General features: G+C 64.6%; 15 protein-coding genes and 1 rRNA gene. 10 read left to right on the top strand and 6 right to left on the bottom strand.

Annotation, left to right across the window (positions count from 1 at the left end; genetic code table 11):
• The 3 genes from rrf to F7D09_RS09060 form a co-directional block, all read left to right on the top strand.
• Nucleotides 1-115, top strand: a 5S ribosomal RNA gene (gene rrf, locus F7D09_RS09070); the annotation flags it as partial.
• Between the two features lie 271 nt (nt 116-386).
• The gene (locus tag F7D09_RS09065) at nt 387-959 is read left to right on the top strand and encodes a LemA family protein (protein ID WP_152235138.1); all 573 of its coding nucleotides are present in this window, start codon (nt 387-389) and stop codon (nt 957-959) included.
• Between the two features lie 77 nt (nt 960-1,036).
• The gene (locus tag F7D09_RS09060; RefSeq protein WP_152235136.1) at nt 1,037-3,340 is read left to right on the top strand and encodes a DUF2207 domain-containing protein; all 2,304 of its coding nucleotides are present in this window, start codon (nt 1,037-1,039) and stop codon (nt 3,338-3,340) included.
• Between the two features lie 164 nt (nt 3,341-3,504).
• Here F7D09_RS09060 and F7D09_RS09055 read toward each other — a convergent pair whose 3' ends face one another.
• The 5 genes from F7D09_RS09055 to F7D09_RS09035 all read right to left on the bottom strand — a co-directional run bounded on the left by F7D09_RS09055 (nt 3,505) and on the right by F7D09_RS09035 (nt 9,705).
• Nucleotides 3,505-4,725: a trans-sulfuration enzyme family protein gene (locus F7D09_RS09055; RefSeq protein WP_152235134.1), complete on the bottom strand. Its 1,221-nt coding sequence runs from the start codon at nt 4,723-4,725 to the stop codon at nt 3,505-3,507.
• 164 nt (nt 4,726-4,889) lie between these two features.
• On the bottom strand, nt 4,890-5,882 hold the full coding sequence (gene nrdF, locus F7D09_RS09050) for a class 1b ribonucleoside-diphosphate reductase subunit beta (RefSeq protein WP_152235132.1): 993 nt from the start codon (nt 5,880-5,882) through the stop codon (nt 4,890-4,892).
• Nucleotides 5,883-6,450: 568 nt separating this feature from the next.
• Nucleotides 6,451-8,649, bottom strand: coding sequence for a class 1b ribonucleoside-diphosphate reductase subunit alpha (gene nrdE, locus F7D09_RS09045; RefSeq protein WP_152235130.1), 2,199 nt, complete (start codon nt 8,647-8,649; stop codon nt 6,451-6,453).
• 115 nt (nt 8,650-8,764) lie between these two features.
• Nucleotides 8,765-9,355, bottom strand: coding sequence for a class Ib ribonucleoside-diphosphate reductase assembly flavoprotein NrdI (gene nrdI, locus F7D09_RS09040; RefSeq protein WP_152235142.1), 591 nt, complete (start codon nt 9,353-9,355; stop codon nt 8,765-8,767).
• 80 nt (nt 9,356-9,435) lie between these two features.
• Nucleotides 9,436-9,705: a glutaredoxin family protein gene (locus F7D09_RS09035; protein WP_152235128.1), complete on the bottom strand. Its 270-nt coding sequence runs from the start codon at nt 9,703-9,705 to the stop codon at nt 9,436-9,438.
• A gap of 330 nt (nt 9,706-10,035) precedes the next feature.
• Here F7D09_RS09035 and F7D09_RS09030 point away from each other — a divergent pair, with 330 nt between their 5' ends.
• Complete coding sequence (locus F7D09_RS09030) at nt 10,036-10,899, top strand: aldo/keto reductase (RefSeq protein WP_152235126.1); 864 nt, start codon at nt 10,036-10,038, stop codon at nt 10,897-10,899.
• A gap of 17 nt (nt 10,900-10,916) precedes the next feature.
• Here the strand turns inward: F7D09_RS09030 and F7D09_RS09025 are convergent, their stop codons facing one another.
• Nucleotides 10,917-11,828, bottom strand: coding sequence for an AraC family transcriptional regulator (locus tag F7D09_RS09025; RefSeq protein WP_193312420.1), 912 nt, complete (start codon nt 11,826-11,828; stop codon nt 10,917-10,919).
• Nucleotides 11,829-12,131: 303 nt separating this feature from the next.
• On the opposite strand from F7D09_RS09025, the gene F7D09_RS09020 reads away from it, so the two are divergent.
• The 6 genes from F7D09_RS09020 (at nt 12,132) to F7D09_RS08995 (ending at nt 18,383) form a co-directional block, all read left to right on the top strand.
• Nucleotides 12,132-12,569 (top strand): helix-turn-helix domain-containing protein, encoded by a 438-nt coding sequence (locus tag F7D09_RS09020; RefSeq protein ID WP_193312419.1) that lies wholly within the window; start codon nt 12,132-12,134, stop codon nt 12,567-12,569.
• Nucleotides 12,570-12,708: 139 nt separating this feature from the next.
• Entirely contained in the window at nt 12,709-13,314 is a 606-nt protein-coding gene (locus F7D09_RS09015; protein ID WP_152235120.1) for a type II toxin-antitoxin system VapC family toxin, read from the top strand.
• A 205-nt stretch (nt 13,315-13,519) separates the two neighbouring features.
• Complete coding sequence (locus F7D09_RS09010; RefSeq protein ID WP_152235118.1) at nt 13,520-15,241, top strand: peptidase U32 family protein; 1,722 nt, start codon at nt 13,520-13,522, stop codon at nt 15,239-15,241.
• Between the two features lie 377 nt (nt 15,242-15,618).
• Nucleotides 15,619-16,647: a polyphenol oxidase family protein gene (locus F7D09_RS09005; protein ID WP_152235116.1), complete on the top strand. Its 1,029-nt coding sequence runs from the start codon at nt 15,619-15,621 to the stop codon at nt 16,645-16,647.
• A gap of 105 nt (nt 16,648-16,752) precedes the next feature.
• Entirely contained in the window at nt 16,753-17,625 is an 873-nt protein-coding gene (locus F7D09_RS09000) for an IspD/TarI family cytidylyltransferase (protein WP_376863248.1), read from the top strand.
• Nucleotides 17,626-17,696: 71 nt separating this feature from the next.
• Nucleotides 17,697-18,383: a pyroglutamyl-peptidase I gene (locus F7D09_RS08995; protein WP_152235114.1), complete on the top strand. Its 687-nt coding sequence runs from the start codon at nt 17,697-17,699 to the stop codon at nt 18,381-18,383.
• The last annotated feature ends 169 nt before the right edge of the window (nt 18,384-18,552 follow it).

Genomic DNA, 18,552 nt, shown 5'->3' with positions numbered 1-18,552 from the left:
CGGCGGCCATGGCCCAGGTGAGACGCCCGGTCCCTTTCCGAACCCGGAAGCTAAGGCCTGGCACGGCGATGGTACTGCACTTGTGAGGGTGTGGGAGAGTAGCACGCCGCCGCATTCACCGTTGGATGGACCCCCGGACGAGGCGAAAGCCCCCGGGGGTCCACTTGTATCCCCCATGGGAAGTCCGGGGACGCCTGCCGTCACCAGTACAAGACTTATCCACAGACTTATCCACAGTTATCCACCACCTGTTCGCATTGCTGTCACTGACGACTCGCCGTACGGACGCGAAAAAGGGAAGATATCTACCGCTTGGCGGCAAGCTCTGGAACAATGGTCATCAGCGGTGGTGCTGATGCCGCCGGCGAACGGTAAGGAGCGTATTCATGGGATGGATCATACTGGCGATAATCCTCGTCATTCTCATCGTACTGGTGTTGTGGGCTGTGGGCGCCTACAACGGTCTGGTCGCATTGCGCAACCGAGTGGGGAACGGATGGGCGCAGATCGACGTGCAGCTCAAACAGCGCGCCGACCTCATTCCGAATCTTGTCGAAACGGTCAAAGGGTATGCCGGCCATGAATCGCAGGTGCTCACCCAGGTGACGCAGGCACGCGCCGGCGTCGTTGCGGCGGCATCCGACCCGCGTGCGACCGCCACCGACCGCATTCAGGCGGAGAACGCGCTGTCACGCGCATTGTTCAACCTGCAGGCCACGGCCGAAGCCTACCCGCAGTTGCAAGCCAATCAGAACTTCATGGACCTTCAGGGTCAGCTCAAGGCGCTCGAATCGAAAATCGCCTATGCGCGGCAGTTCTACAACGATGTCGTCCTCAAGTACAACACGAAGATCGAAACCGTGCCCAGCAACATCATCGCCGGCATGTTCCACTTCCAGCAGGCGGCGTACTTCCAGGTCGAGGAGACCGCTCGACAGGCGCCGCAAGTGCGCTTCTGACCGGCGTGCCTGCAGACGCGTCCGCGCGGCACCGATGCGGCGCCGTCGCAGAACATCAATGAGGAATGGAGACGACCATGAACGGGAAACGGGTCGTACGGTCACTGATCTCCGCGCTGATCGCCACGGTCGTGGTCTTCGGCGGCATGGTCGGCTTTGCGCTGTTCTCCGGCAACAAGCCCGATCTGAGCTATCGCACGCTCGACTACGAGGCGACCGTGCAGAGTGACGGCAGCATCCGCGTCACGCAGGACATCGACATGCAACTGCGCAAACGCGATGGTGACCGCCCGTGGAAGCAACTGTTTCAGCAATACACGCTGAAACCGGCGCGGCTGACCAACATCACCGACATCAGCGTGCGCAACATCACCGCAGGCGAACAGTACCGCCAAGGGCAGGTCGTGAATCCCGCCGACATCGACGATGCGACATGGGACAGCGACTACGCAGGCCGCTGGTACATCGCCGACGTCACCACGGAAGACGATCCGCAGCCATATGATCCGGCCAAGGACGGCTACAGCATCCCCGACGACGGTGATGCCGCGGCTTTGGCCGACAGCCAGCGCAAAACCGTTGAAATCGGATGGAACATCCCAGCCACCGTCAAAGCGAGCAGCCTGCGATTCAAGGTCTCCATGACCCTGCATGGCGCGACGACCTTGTATGACGACATCGCCACATTCCAGTGGGAGCCGGTCGGCGACAGCAACCTCGTTCCCATCGGCACGCTTAACGGCGTCGTACGCTTCCCCTCCGGCATCGACGGAGACAGCAGTTGGGCGTGGCTGCATTACACCGGCACATCCGAAACGGGACGATACTCCGACGGGTCGTTGCGGTTCACGGCCTACGACGTGCGCGCAGGATCGTACATCGACCTTGTAGCCGCCTATGACGCCGATGCCGTCAAACAGCCATCCGACTGGAGCAGCGGTGACGGCAACTGGATACGCCGGCGTAGCGGAGACCGCCTGCGCACATTGCAGACCGCCGAAGACGAGCAGGAGACCACATGGCGGGACTCCCAGCGCACTCAGGCACGGGTGCGGCTGCTGATCTGGGGGCTCGTGGTGGTGGCCGGACTGACGATGGTCGCGGTCGGCCTGGCCTCCGCGATTCGCAGCTACCGGCGATCACAGTATCAGGGTGACATCGAATACTGGCGTGAGCCGCCGAATCTCAGCCCCGCCAGCGCCGCGAAGATGAGCGACATCATCGGCCTGTCGCAGGGCTCCCTTGACTCGCGGCAGATGACGGCGACGATGCTCTCGCTCGTATCGAAACGGGCACTGGCGATATACCCCGGGCCGGCAAGCCTGTACCACGGCATCGACCTGAGCGACGCGGACAACGCCGGTCTCGCCTCGATGATCGGGTCCGATGCCGGACGGCAGTCCGCAGCCGGCACGACGATGACGCTGGTCATCCTGCCGGCGGGCTTGGATGCGAAAGCCAGACAAAAGCTGCGTCTGGGCCGCAGCGAAGCCGACGCACTGGGACTGCTGATCGCAGTGTCGAAACGCGTCGGTTCCCCGGTATTCGACCTTGACCGGATGAAGAAGGCGTGCAGCCAATGGCATGCCGGCTATCAGACGCTCGAACGATACACGACGTCATGCCGCAACGAATTCGCCATGCTTGGCGCCACGGACAGCGGCGGCGGCATGGCCCGCGTCATGGGCGTGCTCGCGGTGTCGCTGTCGTTCGGCGCGGCAGCGGTCTCGATGGTGTGGGGGAACCTGACCGTGGCGCTGCTGCTCGGCATCCCGATCATGATCGGCGGCGTGTTCGACATGGCCTATGCGGTCGGTGCCGTGCTGACGCCTGCCGGACAGCAATATGCGGGGCAAGTGCAAGGTCTGTACCGGTATCTCACCGATTTCAGCGACTTCACCGACCGTGGGGCCGCCGACATCGCGCTGTGGGACCGCTATCTTGTGTATGCGGCGGCGTTCGGCATCGCCGATAAGGCCATGGCCGAGCTGGCCAAGGCGTATCCGCAGGTGACCGACCCCGCATGGCTGGACCGTCATGCCACCGGATCGCTGCTTTACTGGGGCTACCGTCCGTACGGCTGGCGCTACCGGTACGGCTCCGCCATGTCAGGCGGTGCCGCGGGCGGTGCGGGAACGCGGTTCACACCGTCCTTCGACGCGTCGTCCTTCTCGGCGAACTTCAACGACATCGGGGCGCAGCTTAACTCCGGGTTAGCGGACATCCGGTCCACGATCAACGCCGCACGGCCGCAATCGACAGGCGGCAGCGGCTCCGGCGGCTCGTTCGGCGGATTCGGCGGATCGGGAGGCAGTTTCAGCGGAGGCGGATTCGGCGGATCGTCCGGCGGTTCCGGCGGCGGCTCGTTCGGCGGACGCTGACATGACAGGCCGCGGGAGGCCGGGAACATGCATCCCGGCCTCCCGCGGTCTGGTGGTAAACCATCTTGGCATCGGCCTTACGGCACCGGTCCAAGATGGCATCGGCCCGATTGTGACGGTCCTGTTTGTCGTTGCCGCAGACCGCAGCGGAACCGGTGACGCTGTTACAGCCCGGTCTCGCGCAACGCGTGGTCGATGTCGCGAATCAGATCGTCGGTGTCCTCAAGCCCCACGGCAAGACGGAAGAATCCACGATGGAACTCGGGCGGATACAGGTACTGCCGCTCGTCATCCTCACCGAGGAAGACGATGAGGCTCTCGTCGTGGCCCAGCGAGACCGCCGACGTGATGACATTGAGCTTGCTGACGAACCGGTTATGCCCATCATGGTCGGTGTCAAGACCGAACGACAGCACGCCGCCGAACCCGGAATCCGGACGGGCGAGCTGCCGTGCCGCCACATCATGATGCGGATGCGACTCCAAACCCGGATACGCCACGAACCTCACCTGCGGCAGGGACTCCAGGTGCCTCGCGACGGCCAGCGCGGAGGCGTTGTGCTGCCGCATGCGCAACGGCAGCGTCACCGAACCTCGGTTGATGAGCCACGCGTTGAACGGGGAGATGATGCCGCCGTAGTTCACCTGATACGTGAACCGGATACGGTCCGTCAGCTCCTTGGAGCAGGCGATGGCGCCGCCCAGCGCGTCACCATGGCCGTTGATGTACTTGGTGAGGCTTTCGATGACCACGTCGGCGCCGAAATCCACCGGCCTGACATTGAACGGCGAATTGAACGTGTTGTCGACCGAAAGCAACGCACCGGCCCCATGCGCGATCGTCGCCACCGCTTCGATATCCGTGACCTTCAACGTCGGATTGGCCGGCGTCTCGATGTGCACGAGCCTGGTGTTCGGCCGGATCGCGGCACGGACGTTCTCGGGGTCGGACGTGTCGACGATGGACGTCTCGATGCCGTACTTCTCCGGCAGGATCTCGTTGAGCAGCCGGTATGCGGCTATGTACGTGGTGTCCGAGAAAATCGCGTGGTCGCCGCGGTTCAGCAGCGTCGTGAACGTCGCGGCGAGCGCGGCCACGCCGGAGGCGAGCACGACCGCATCCTCGGTCCCCTCAAGCCGGGCGAGCTTCGCCTCAAGATACCGCTGGTTCGGATGGCCGTTACGGGTGTACAGGTTCACGTCCGAACTCGACCAGTTGATGTCGGACGGGTCATACGGGAGCGCGTAGGCGTTCGCCAGCGTGATCGGGCGACGTATCGCGCCGGTCTCGGCGTCAACCCCGTTGCCCAGGTGAATGGATTGCGTGGCGAAGCCGAGCGGAATGCCGTCGAATGATTCGCCGTGATGCACAAGATCGGAAGTCATGGCTCAAGTCTGCCATCATCGGCCGGTTCGCGCACCTCGCGGCGAACCGGCCGAAACCGCGAAACCACGCCGTTTGATAACCCTCCATAGAAACAACCGTCACCACCTCGCCGCGGCATGACCACGGCGCGACGGTGACGGTCGATGATGTGCGCGACAGCCGACTAGAAATCCCAATCGTCGTCGTCGGTCTCCTCGGCCTTGCCCATCACATAGGATGAGCCGGAACCGGAGAAGAAGTCGTGGTTCTCGTCGGCGTTCGGCGACAGCGACGCCAGGATCGCCGGATTCACGTCGCACGCCTCCGCCGGGAACAGCGCCGGATAGCCGAGGTTCATCAGCGCCTTGTTGCCGTTGTAACGCAGGAACTTCTCCACATCGTCCGTCAGCCCCACGCGCTCGTACAACGACTCGGTGTAATCCACCTCGTTATCGTACAGCTCGTTGAGCAGGTCGTACGTGTATTCGCGCATCTCCTCGCGCTTCGCGTCGCTCACACGCTCAAGGCCCTTCTGGTACTTGTAGCCGATGTAGTAGCCGTGCACGGCCTCGTCGCGGATGATGAGACGGATCACGTCGGCCGTGTTCGTCAGCTTCGCATGCGCCGAGAAGTACATCGGCAGGTAGAAGCCGGAGTAGAAGAGGAACGACTCGAGCAGCGTCGAGGCGACCTTGCGCTTGAGCGGGCTGTCGCCCTCATAGTAGTCGAGTACGATCTGCGCCTTCTTCTGCAGGTACTCGTTCTGCTCGCTCCAGTCGAACGCCGCGTCGATCTGTTCGGTGGAGCACAGCGTCGAGAAGATCGACGAGTAGCTCTTCGCATGTACCGACTCCATGAACGCGATGTTCGTGTACACGGCCTCCTCATGCGGGGTCAGGGCGTCCGGGATGAGTGACACCGCGCCGACCGTGCCCTGGATGGTGTCGAGCAGCGTCAGGCCGGTGAACACGTGCATGGTGAGCGTGTGCTCGTCCTCGCTCATCTTCTGCCAGCTGGGGATGTCGTTGGAGACGGGGACCTTCTCGGGCAGCCAGAAGTTGCCGGTCAGGCGGTCCCACACCTCGAGGTCCTTCTCGTCCTCGAGACGGTTCCAGTTGATCGCCGAGACCCGGTCGATGAGTTTCAGCGGCTTGCGCGGTACGGAAATCGGTGCCATGTGTGCTCTCCTTGTGATGATGGTGTTCTCGATGTGGTGATTCGTGTGGTGATGTTCAGTTGGTCCGGACGTCCGCGGCAGGGGCTGGCATGCGTCGCTCGACACACTCAAGGCCGTTCGGCCAAGCCTACGGTCGAGCGACGCATACCAGCCCCTGCCGCTCGTTGCGTTGGCACAGTACTGATTATGTCTTATTGTGCGTCGTCGTTGCGGTCGTCGCGTTCGGCGAACTCTTCCGGCGCGGTGAGCCGCAGGATCATGCGGTATACGGTCTTCGACATGGTGGTTCTCCTGTTATGTTGACGTGCATTACTGCATGGCTTGGTTGAACGCGGAGTGTGAGGGCGGCGGCATGCGTTGCTCGACCGTAGGCTTGACCGAACGGCCTTGAGTGTGTCGAGCAACGCATGCCGCCGCCCTCACACGGCGAAGCCTGGACATCACGATGATGGCCGGCCCGATGGAATCGTGTGTGACGTGTGTGGCATCAAGGCGCGGCGGGCGAAGGCGTACAACAGTACGTCGAGTCCGCCGCAACGCAGATGACACTCCGTCACACGCGATTCCATCACAGCATGCACGACACGCAGCCGGCCACTTCCGTCCCCTCCAGCGCCTGCTGGCGGATGCGGATGTAGTAGAGCGTCTTGATGCCTTTGCGCCACGCGTAGATCTGCGCCTTGTTCAGGTCGCGCGTGGTGGCGGTGTCGGGGAAGAACAGGGTGAGCGACAGGCCTTGGTCGACGTGCTTCGTGGCGGCGGCGTACGTGTCGACGATCGCCTTCCAGCCGATCTCGTAGGCGTCCTTGTAGTACTCCAGGTTGTCGTTGGTCATGTAGGCGGCCGGATAGTAGACGCGGCCGATCTTGCCTTCCTTGCGGATCTCGATCTTGGAGGCGATCGGGTGAATCGAGCTCGTGGAGTGGTTGATGTAGGAGATCGAGCCGGTGGGCGGGACCGCCTGCAGGTTCTGGTTGTAGATGCCGTCGCGCAGGATGTCGGCCTGCAGCGCCTTCCAGTCGTCGACGGTCGGCACGTGGACGCCGTAGTGCGCGAACAGCTCGGCGACGCGCGCGGTGCGCGGGCCCAGCGGCTCGGCGTCGTCGCCCACGTACTTGTCGAAGTAGTTGCCGGCGCCGGCAGGCTTCGCATAGTCCGAACGGTCGAAGCCGACGAATGCGCGGCCACGCTCGACGGCCAGCGCATGCGAGGCGCGGTAGGCGTGATAGGCGACGGTCATGAAGTAGGCGTCGGTGAAGTCGATCGCCTCGTCGGAGCCGTACATGAGGCCTTCACGGGCCAGGAAGCCGTGCAGGTTCATCTGGCCGAGGCCGATCGCGTGGCCTTCCTCGTTGGCGCGGCGGATGGACGGCACCGCGTCGATGCTCGTATGCTCGGCCACGGCGGTGAGCGCGCGGATCGCGGTCTCGACGGTGCCGGCGAGGCCGCCGTCCATCGCCTTGGCGATGTTGAGCGAGCCGAGGTTGCAGGAGATGTCGCGGCCGACGTGCGCGTAGGTGAGGTCCTCGTTGTAGGCGCTCGGCTCCTGCACCTGCAGGATCTCGGAGCACAGGTTCGACATGGTCACGCGGCCCTCGATCGGGTTGGCGCGGTTGACCGTGTCCTCGAAGACGATGTACGGGTAGCCGGATTCGAACTGCAGCTCGGCGATGGTGGTGAAGAACTTGCGCGCGTCGATGTACGTCTTCTTGATGCGCTCGTCGGCGACCATCTCGTCGTAGTGTTCGGTCACGGAGATGTCGGCGAACGGCTTGCCGTACACGCGTTCCACGTCGTACGGGCTGAACAGGGCCATCGGAGCCTTCTTCTTGGCCAGTTCGAACGTGATGTCCGGGATGACCACGCCGAGCGCCAGCGACTTGATGCGGATCTTCTCGTCCGCGTTCTCGCGCTTGGTGTCGAGGAACCGCATGATGTCCGGGTGGTGCGCGTTGAGGTACACGGCGCCAGCGCCCTGGCGCGCGCCCAGCTGGTTCGCGTACGAGAACGAGTCCTCGAGCAGTTTCATGACCGGCACGACGCCGCTCGACTGGTTTTCGATGTGCTTGATCGGCGCGCCGAGCTCGCGCAGGTTGCTCAGCAGCAGCGCAACGCCGCCGCCGCGCTTGGACAGCTGCAGGGCCGCGTTGATGCCGCGCGAGATGGACTCCATGTTGTCTTCGATGCGCACGAGGAAACAGCTGACCGGTTCGCCGCGCTGCGCCTTGCCGAGGTTGAGGAACGTCGGGGTGGCCGGCTGGAAGCGTCCGGTGAGCATCTCGTCGAGGTACCGGGTGGCGTCGTGCTCGTCGCCGGCGGCCAGTTCCAGCGCGACCGCCGCGCAGCGCTGCGGGAAGTCCTCGAGGTACTGCTTGCCGTCGAAGCTTTTGAGCGCGTACGACGTGTAGAACTTGAACGCGCCGAGGAACGTGCCGAACTCGAAGCCGGCCGACTCGGCGTGCGCGTAGAAGCCGTCCAGGAACTCGGGGGAGTAGCGTTCGAAGACGTGGCCCTCGTAGTACTGGTGGTCGACCAGGTAGTGCAGGCGTTCGGCGGTCGACGCGAAGCCCTTGATGTTCGCGGCGACGTGGCCGGTCACGTATTCGCGTTCGGCGGCCTTGTCCTTGTCGAACTGGATGCGGCCGTCGGCGTCGTACAGGTTGAGCATCGCGTTGAGCGCATGGTAGTCGTGCGCCGGATCGTACTGCTCGGCCGCCGTGTCGGAAGTGTTGTCGAGCGGCAGTTGGGTATCGGTGAAATCAGACATGATGATGGTTCCTGGATGGTCGGGGGTGTGCGGGCATGGCGGGACGCCAGCCTGCACGAAAAAGTGGAAAACGGGTGCCGGGGTGCCGGGGCAGGGCGCGGGGAGCGGCGGACCGTCAGCCGCGGCGCTCGCTGAAGAAGCGCACGATGCCGTCACGCACCTTGCGCGTATCTTCACGGGTGCCCATGAGCTCGAAGCGGTACAGGTACGGCACCCGGCATTTCGCGGCGATGATGTCGCCGGCGGCGCAATACGCCGTGCCGAAGTTCGTGTTGCCCGAGGCGATCACGCCGCGGATCCACGCGCGGTTCGCCGGGTTGTTGAGAAAGCGCTTGACCTGCACGGGCACGGCCTTCTTCGCGTCGCCGCCGCCGTATGTGGGCACCATGAGCACGTACGGTTCGCGCACGTTGAGCTGTGCGGCGCCGGGCTTGAGGGGGATGCGGTACACGTTGACGCCGACCTCATCGAGCCTGCAGCTTGCCACGAACCGGGCGGTGTTCTCGGATGCGGACGAGAAGTACACCAGCGCGCCGATCGGGGCGTGCCGTCCGTCGGTCCGGGCAACGGCTTCGGGCGTGCTCGGCGTGGTCGAATCGGTGGTCGGCTGCGCGGCCGCCGCGCCGTGCAGCGGCACGGGTGCGCTGCGGTGTGCCGCCGAGCCCGCTTGGGGGGCGGCGCCGGCAGGCTGTCCGGTCTCGGTCATGGCCATCGGCACGGCTGCGCTGCGACGCGGCTGCGCGGCTGCGTTCACGTGCGTGGTGCCGTTCATATGCAGGGTGTCGTTCACGCGTGGACCGGCTCGCTCTGCTCGGACATCGTCGCGGCCATCGACTTGGCGAGCGCGCGGATGAGGTCGGGGCGGTAGCCGGTCCAGGAGTTGTCGGGGGTGATGACGACGGGCGCCTGCTTGAAGCCGGCCTGCTGCAGCTGTTCCAGCGTGGACGGGTTCTCGGTCAGGTCCACGGTCTCGAACGGCACCCCGAGCTTGTTGAGCTGGCGCTTGGTGGCGTCGCACTGCGGGCAATACGGCTTGGTGAAGACGGTGACGGTCATTGCTCCCCCTTGTCGGTCGACGGGTTGAACGCTTGCGTATGGCAGGATCGCAGGCTGTTGAGGTACATCTGAGAACACTACTGCTTGTGCTGGATTTGCGCAAGCGCCACTACATGTAGTGTTTCTGTTGTCATATTGCGGTTTTCTCGGCGTGCCGTGCGGCGGATGTCCCATGAATGTGACGATGCTCACATTGCGCCGCGGCGTCCGTCCGGCGTCCGGGGCTGCGTCAGGGCTGCGCTGGGACGGGCGCGTCGTATCGTTGACGATGACAGGAACAGCCCGCCTGCCGGTCGGTCCGGCAGGCCGGAAGACACAAGGAGAGACGACATGCTGCACCGTAATCTCGGACCATTCGACACCACCGCGGTCGGCCATGGCGAGATGCCGCTGACCATCGAGAACAACCGCGGCCATGAGGTGGGGCTGGAGACGCTGCATGCCTCGCTCGACGCCGGCTGCCGCCATATCGACACCGCGTGGGCGTACTACACGCCCGGCGAGGAGGAGCAGACCGGCGAGAAGCTGGTCCGCGAGGCGCTTGAGACCTGGAACGGGCCGCGCGACGAGGTGCTCGTCGCCACAAAGATCGGCCTGCGCCGCGCCTACGATGACGCCGGCAAGCCGATCTGGCCGCGCGACGGCAAACCCGAGCATCTGATCGCCTACGGCAAGCAGTCCGCGATGGCGCTCGGCGTCGACACCATCGACCTGCTCTACATGCACCGCCACGATCCCGAGGTCCCGTACAACGAGTCCATCGAGGCGCTCAAGCAGCTCGTCGACGAAGGCGTGGCGCAGTACGCCGGCGTCTCCAACGTGAGCATCGAGCAGCTCGACATCGCGCGCGGCATCCTCGGCGACAAGCTCATCGCCGTGCAGAACCAGTATTCGCCGATCCACCTCGAGACGCAGGACACGCTGGACTACTGCGCCAGGCTGGGCCTGGCGTTCGTGTGCTGGAGCCCGCTCGGCGGCTACCGTCACCCGTACGACGAGTCCAAGTTCGACCCGTTCCGCGAGGTGGCTGCCAAGTACGGCGTCTCCTACCAGCAGGTCGTGCTCGCATGGGAGCTCGCCAAGGGCGACCACATGTTCGTCATCCCCGGCGCGCACCGTCCCGAGACCATTCTCGACTCGCTCAAGGCCGGCGAGCTGGAGCTGAGCGACGAGGACCTCGCCAAGCTCGGCTGAGAAGCCTGACCCCGCGGTCAGTCGCCGTCGTGCCCCGCCGGCGCCGGTTCGGTGCGGTAGGGTGCGGCGGCGCGGTCCATGCCGTGCTGCCGGAACTCCATCGGCGTGCAGCCCACGGCCTTTTTGAACTGCGTGCAGAACGTGTTGATGGAGTTGAACCCGCATTCGCTGCACAGCACGGCGAGCGTCACGTCGCTGTTGACGAGCATGGTCTTCGCCGCGTTCATGCGCATGGTGACGATGTACAGGTGCGGCGTGTAGCCGGTCGCCTGCTTGAAGATGCGGATGAAATGGCATTTGCTCATCGAGGCCATGCGCGCGAGCTGTTCGAGCGGCAGCGGCTCGGTCAGGTGCGAGGCGATGTAGGCGAGCACCTCTTCGATGGAGCGGTGGCGGTACAGCTGGTCGGTGCTTTCGTCGGCGGTGAGGCATTCGGTGAGGATTTCGGTGATGGACAGCGACATGAGCGCCTCGCTGACGTCGCGTCCGCCGTGGAACATGTCGTAGACGCGGCGGATGGCGCCGAGCGCGTTGTCGAACCGGCCGGCGGTGATGACGGTGCCGAGCCGCTGGTGGATCAGCGAGTAGAACCGGTGCGATGCCTCGCCTTCGAAGTGCATCCAGTACGCGGAGACGTCCGTTTGCGCCTGCGCGCGGTAGGTGAGCGGCGCATGGCTGTCGATGAGCACGATGTCGCCGCCGTGGGCGACGGACGTGCCGTCGACGGTGTGGAAGGTGATGGTGCCGGACTGGATCACCAGCAGGATGTACATGTCGAACGAGAACGTGCGGTCGAGTGTGTAGCCTTTGCGGAAGTGGTAGTGGCCTACCTGCGTGGGGTAGAGGTAGGTGGACAGCGCGGTCTGGCTGGGGATGTATCCGTAGTAGTTCGACGACGGCACGTCGATGAGCTGTTCGACCGGCTTCATTGCGTACTTCCTTGGTTCTGATCTGCTGTCCCTGCGTTGGTACCTATCGAGAAATAATAGTTCTCGGGTTGGAAATTTTTCATTTCGCGGCGTGGGGATGTGCGGTGCGGCGTCGTGTGGAGTGATGTGGTTATCTTCGATGTTGCGCTGGTGCATGTTGTGGGCCGGCCGTCGTGGCTGTCCATCGTCCACGTGTCCACGAGCGCTTTTACACTTGCAACTGCAAATCGGAATTACGGTTGCAAGTGAAAAACATGCGAGCCGACTGGTTCGTGAATGACGCGCACAGAAAGGAGGCTGATTATGGAAGTACTGACCCGCGACCGTGAGCTCACCATCTTGGTCGACTCTGAGAGTCAGCGCAGCATTGAGCAAACGGTGAATGGCGTCAAGGATATACGCGCGAATATCGCATTGAATGTCGATGGTCGTGTCGTTGATCTTCCCAAAGACGTGTCGACCATAATGATGAGTGTGCTGGAGAGCCTCGGCAAAGGCTCGCGTGTCGTCATCTCCACTACGCCCAAGGAGCTGCGCACTACTGCGGCGGCGGAAATGCTGGGTATTTCACGGCCCACGTTGCTGAAGTTGGTCCGCGCCGGTGAACTGCCCTCGCATAACATCGGGGCGCATCACCGTTTCTTCCTGGCCGATGTCCTTGAATACCGAGCCAAGCAGCAGCGAGCCAAGCGTGAGCGCTTCCTCGCCGTGAGAGATTCCCTTGCTGAACTGGATAGCTGATCTGGTGTTATATTAGACTATTCGCTTACAAATTGACGGTGAGGGGGCGGGAACGGAGCGTGTCTTTGTCGATGCGAATAATCTGTATTCGCGAACGATTCGTGACTGGCTCTTTGCCCTATCCACCACCGACGTCAATATGTTCGACCTGCTGTCAAGCGAGGATGTTTTCGCAGAGGTCGTCTATCATTATCGCCGGAACAACCCACAGCGTTCCGGCGATAACGTGAAAGGCGTGGTCGACCAGATGCGTGAGCTCGTCACCGTCGTCTCACATTATGATTGCGAACGTGCTCAGTCGGATTATCTGGGATCCGACCCCAATGATCTGCACTTGCATGCCGCGGCGAAAGACAACAGGTGCGACATACTGTTGACCAATGATTGCGAGTTGTATGGTTCACTCGCCCCGGAACAACTTGACGAGCTTCCGTATTCGGTATGCACGGCCGATGATTTTTTCTGCGACGTCGCCGAGTCCTCCGCCACATTGCTCGATCAGGCAGTCACTTGCGAATTACGATACTGGTCCACGAAGTGTCCCGACGGAGACTATAACTTTGCCAAGCAGTTGAGTGAAGCCGGGTGCCCACGGTTTGCCTACTTGGTTCGGCGGGCGTTGATGAGGAAGAGTGGGCTAAGCCCATGTGATGTGGCTCATCAATTGCCTCTGGGCGAAGAGTATTCGCAAAGCATGCGAGAGAATGACATCGAAGCGCTTGCCTCGATCTCCGATGATTTCTGATGCGGCGGGGCTTGCTGCTACAAGTGCCGTAAGACGGCTGTGATGTCAGCCAATGCAGGTCTGTCAGCTGCATGGCTGTCATGCCTCCAGTGACCGGGCACGGTTTTGGCGTGCTGGTTTGGGGGGCACTTATCTTGATGGTGTGCCGTTCCCGCCATTTTCCTGAGCCATACGCCAGCTACAGGCCACCCACTACACTGGTGGGGTGCTTGAATCTCAACTGACTTCCCCCGCCGTGGCCGCGCCCCCCGCGTCCCGCCGCGCCCGGCGCAAGCCCGAGGTGCTGGCCCCCGCCGGCAACCTGCGCGGCCTCAAGGCCGCCGTCGACTACGGCGCCGACGCCGTCTACTGCGGCGGCAAGGCGTTCGGCATGAGGAGCGCCCCGAAGAACCTCAGCCTCGCCGACTTCGAGGAGGGCGCCCGCTACGCCCATGAGCGCGGCGCCCGCGTGTACGTGACGCTCAACGTCCTGCCGCGCAACGCCGAGGTCGAGGCGATGCGCGACTACATCGGCCAGCTCAAGGACACCGGCATCGACGCGATGATCGTCACCGACATCGGCGTCATGATGATGGCCCACCAGATCGCCCCCGAGGTCGAGCTGCACGTGAGCACCCAGGCCGGCGTCACCAACTACGGCGCCGCGCAGGCCCTGTACGAGTTCGGCGCGCGCCGCGTCGTGCTCGCCCGCGAGATGGACCTGCAGGCCGTGCGCGACATCCGCGCCCGCATCCCCGACGACATGGACATCGAATGCTTCGTCCACGGCGCCATGTGCATGGCGTTCTCCGGCCGCTGCCTGTTCTCCAACTACCTGACCGGCCGCGACGGCAACCACGGCGAATGCGCCCAGCCCTGCCGCTGGAAGTACTCCATCGTGGAGGAGAAGCGACCCGGGCAGTACTATCCCATCGAGCAGACCAAGGAAGGCGCCTACCTGTTCAACTCGCAGGACATGTGCATGCTCGACCACATCGACGACCTGATCGACTCCGGCGCCACCAGCCTCAAGATCGAAGGCCGTTCCAAGTCCGCGTACTACATCGCCGCGATGACCAACGCCTACAAGACCGCGGTCAACGAGTACATGGTCCAGCGCGGCTTCGAGTCCGCGGACGGCACCGTGCTGCGCCCGTTCCACGACCGGGTAATCCGCCCCGACGACCCGGACTTCCAGGCCGTCGCCGACGACGCGATCGAACGCAACGCCGACCAGGCGTTCTCCGGCGTGCCCGGCGAGCCGCCGACCGAAGACGACGCTTTCTCCGCTCCCGCTGGCGCGGATTCCCGGGAAGCTGCCTTTGTCTCCGCTCCCGCTGGCGGGAGCTCCCGCGAAGCGGGTGAGGGTGGTCCCTCCTCCGCGCCGACCGAGGACGCCGCGGCCCGATCCGCCGGCGGCACGCAGCTCGACGAGCTGAGCTACAAGGCGCGCTCCGCACGCCGCAAGTCGAACACGCGCGAGGAGGTGCTGCCGGAAGGCTGGCATCACGCGAAATGCCGCCCCGCCCAGCACGTCACGCTGCCCGACTGGCTGCTGGCCGAGCCGGACAAGGTCGCCCACCGCGACTACTCGACCGGATTCTATTACCCCGAGCACAAGGTGACGCAGAACACCGACCGCTCCGCCTACTTCCGCGCGTGGATGGTCGTCGGCGAGGTGCTCAGCTGGACGCCGGACGAAGGCGGCCGCGTCACGCTGATGAGCCGCAACAAGATCGAGCCCGGCCAGCACGTCGAATTCCTGCTGCCCGGCGAGGCGCCGCTCGCCTACACCGTGCCCGACACCGGACTGCGCGACGCCGACGGCAACTGGGTGCCCGCCATCAACAACCCGGCGCACGTCTTCTCCATGCCCTGCCCGCGCGAGGTGCCGGTCAACGCCGCCATCCGCTCGCGCACCAAGAAACCCACGCTGAAGGCCGAGTGAGGGACCACCCTTCTCCGTCTCACCGTCGCCACAGCAGACCCGTCGCCGCGCTTCCCCGTGTCACAGCGGGTAGCTGCACGCTGTGACGCAAAGCCGGGGATCGCTGGAATCGTTGGGATTTCGCCGTAACGTCACAGCGGGTAGCTGCACGTTGTGACGCAAGGCCGGGGATCGCTGGAATCGTTGGGATTTCGCCGTAACGTCACAGCGGGTAGCTGCACGTTGTGACGCAAAGCCGGGGATCGCTGGAATCGTTGGGATTTCGCCGTAACGTCACAGCGGGTAGCTGCACGTTGTGACAGGGAGCGGGATATTGGATAGGCGGCGGCGAGGGGCAGGGGAGACGCGCAGCAGACCCGCCGCTAGGATGGTGAGTCATGAGCAATGAGCAGTACGACAAGCAGCAGTACACGGACGAGATCATCGACTCCAACCAGATCAGCTCCACCGACAAGGCGGGCCGCCCCATACCGGTGACCATCCCGATCGCGCTCGCGCCCGGCGTCACCGTCGTCTACACGACACGGCTCGGCGGATTGAGCACCGGCGACTTCGGCAACCTCAACCTCGGCGGCAAGGGCGGCGACGACCCCGAAGCCGTGCTGTCCAACCGCATCGCGCTCGCCGAGGCGATCGGCGCGCGCCTCTCGCTCGTCTCGCAGGTCCACTCCGGCACGGCCGTGGACGTGGACGGCGCGTTCGAGATCAACACGCCGTTCGGCTTCGACGTGTCCGGCACCCGGCATGACGCGGCCGACGGCGACCACGGCTCCGAGACCCCCGCGCTGCAGGTCATGGAGGCCGACGGCCAGGTCACCGCGCAGACCGGCATCGCGCTCGGCATGTTCGCCGCCGATTGCCTGCCCGTCCTGCTCGCCGACCCCGAGGCCGGCGTCATCGGCGCCGCCCACTGCGGCCGGCGTGGGCTCGAACGCGGCGTCATCCAGGCGACCGTCGACCTGATGAAGCTCAAGGGCGCCGAGCCGAGCCGCATCGTCGCCACGCTCGGCCCCCGCATCTGCGGCGAATGCTACGAGGTGGGCGACGAGATCGCCGACACGTTCACCAAGCGCTTCCCCCTGACGAAAACGCAGACGCGGTTCGGCGGCGCGGGCATCGACATCGCCGAGGCGGCGATGATCGACCTCGCCTTCGCCGGCGTCAGCCAGGTGGTCGACTCGATGCCGCGCGTCCACGCCGCCACCGAATACCTCAAGGACGACGCCGAACTCGCCGAACTGTGCCGCACGGACGGCGAAGGCCCGGCGAGCCTCGCCGAACGGCTCGACCAGGTGCGCCACAGCATGTGCACGCTTGAGAACCCGCTGTGGTACTCGCATCGCCGCGCGGCCAAGGCCGGCAAGGGCCACGAAGGCCGCCTCCTCGCGCTCGTCGTGCGCCACTGACCGGCCGGGGCTCGGGCGGCGGCGCACAGCCGTTCGGCGAACATTTCGTGCAGAACGGCGTGACCTGCGTCACATCCGTTCATGGCACGCCTTACCGTGTTCCCTATGAGCATGAGAGACGAACACGAAACGAACGCCGCGCCGGCCGCCGCGAGCCCGGCTCCGAGCGGGCGGCAGCCCGTCCCCGTCGTCGCCGTGGTGCTGGCCGCGGGCTTCGGCACTCGCTTCGACCCGAAGAACCCGAAACAGCTGGTCAGCCTTGACGACGAGCCGATCGTGTGCTGGAGCATTGACGCCTTCGAGACCAACCCGCGCGTCACCGACATCATCGTCGTCGTCAACCCGCGGGTGCGCGGCGAGGTCGAGCGGCTGGTCGACGAGGCCGGCTATCCGAAGGTGCGCATGATCATCAACGGCGGCGCCGAACGGGCCGACAGCACGTCGGCCGCGCTCGCCGCGCTCGCCGACGCCGGCATCCCGCCCCGTGCGAAGCTGCTCATCCACGACGCGGTGCGTCCGTTCGTCGAACAGTCGTCGATTGACGGCTGCATCGACGCGCTCGACGAGTTCGAGGCCGCCACCGTCGCGTTCGCTTCGACCGACACCGTGTTGCTTACCGAGGATCTGGGCGACCGCAAGGTGATTCGCTCGGTGCCGGATCGTTCGAACATGTTCCGCGCGCAGACGCCGCAGGCGTTCCGGTTCGAGACGATCCGCCATGCCTACGAGCTCGCCGCCGACGACCCCGACTTCCATCCCACCGACGACACGCGCGTCGTCGTCGACTATCTGGCCGACACGCCGGTCGCCATCGTCGCCGGCTCGCGCACGAACCTCAAGATCACCACGCACGACGACCTGCCCGACGCCGAGCGCATCGCCACCTCGGTGCGCATGGAGCGCGCCCGCACCCGCGTGCACGCCATGCTCGCCGCCGCGCCCGCCGGGGATGATGACGGCGACGCGTCCGCACAGTAGCGCCGAGTCGGAGCCCCGGCCTGCCGTCCCGACGCTCGCCGGGGTACCGCCGCGTAGGTACACTGGGCATCATGCAGCGGCTCAACGTGGTGATCAGCGGATTCGACCATTATGACGGCGTCGACGTCAACCCGGCGGCCGAAGTGCCCCGGGCGCTCGCCGAGCAGGGCATCGGCGCGCCCGCGGACTCGGCCGACGCGCTGAACGACGTCAGCCTGTCCATCACCACGGTGGCGCTGCCGGTCAGCTTCGCCAACGCTTGGCCCACGCTGAAGCGGACCATCGAGGCGGTCCGGCCGAACATCGTCATCGCCACTGGATTGAAGCACGCCGCCCGCGGCATCGCGATGGAACGCTGCGCCACGAACCTCATGGATGCGGCCCGGCCGGACGTCGACAACGCGCTGCCCAGGTCCACGCCGATCATCCCCGACGGACCGGCCGCCTACTGGACGCGCCTGCCGCTGCGCGCGATCATCAACGACTTCGCCCATGACGGCATCCCCGCAACGCTCAGCTCCGACGCGGGCACGTTCGTGTGCAATTCGCTGTTCTACCATCTGCTGAACTGGGCGTCCGACCAGAGCCGCGTGCTCGCCGGGTTCGTCAGCTTCCCGCTGGTGTGCGAGGGCGACGTCGATCCGATGCGCCGTCATGGGCTGCCGCTCGACCAGCAGATCCACGCCGGACGCGACGTCGTGCGCGAGACGGTCCGCTACTATATGCAGCCGTCGTCCAGTGATATTCTGCTGGCCTGACGCGATATCCGGCTGATGCCGGCGTTTTGACCGGTTTGCAGCCGTGAAGCGTGGGTTTTGTCTGTGAATTTCCTGAAATACAACTGATGACACACTGGCATGTGTGATGTTCGCGTATGGTTCGTCACGTTTGCGGCGTGCCCTCGCCACGATGCGATACAGTCATGTG

Source organism: Bifidobacterium leontopitheci (assembly GCF_009193355.1).
GTDB lineage: Bacteria > Actinomycetota > Actinomycetes > Actinomycetales > Bifidobacteriaceae > Bifidobacterium > Bifidobacterium leontopitheci.
The sequence above is the reverse complement of the archived record's forward strand: the minus strand, read 5'-3'. Positions and strand labels throughout refer to the sequence as shown.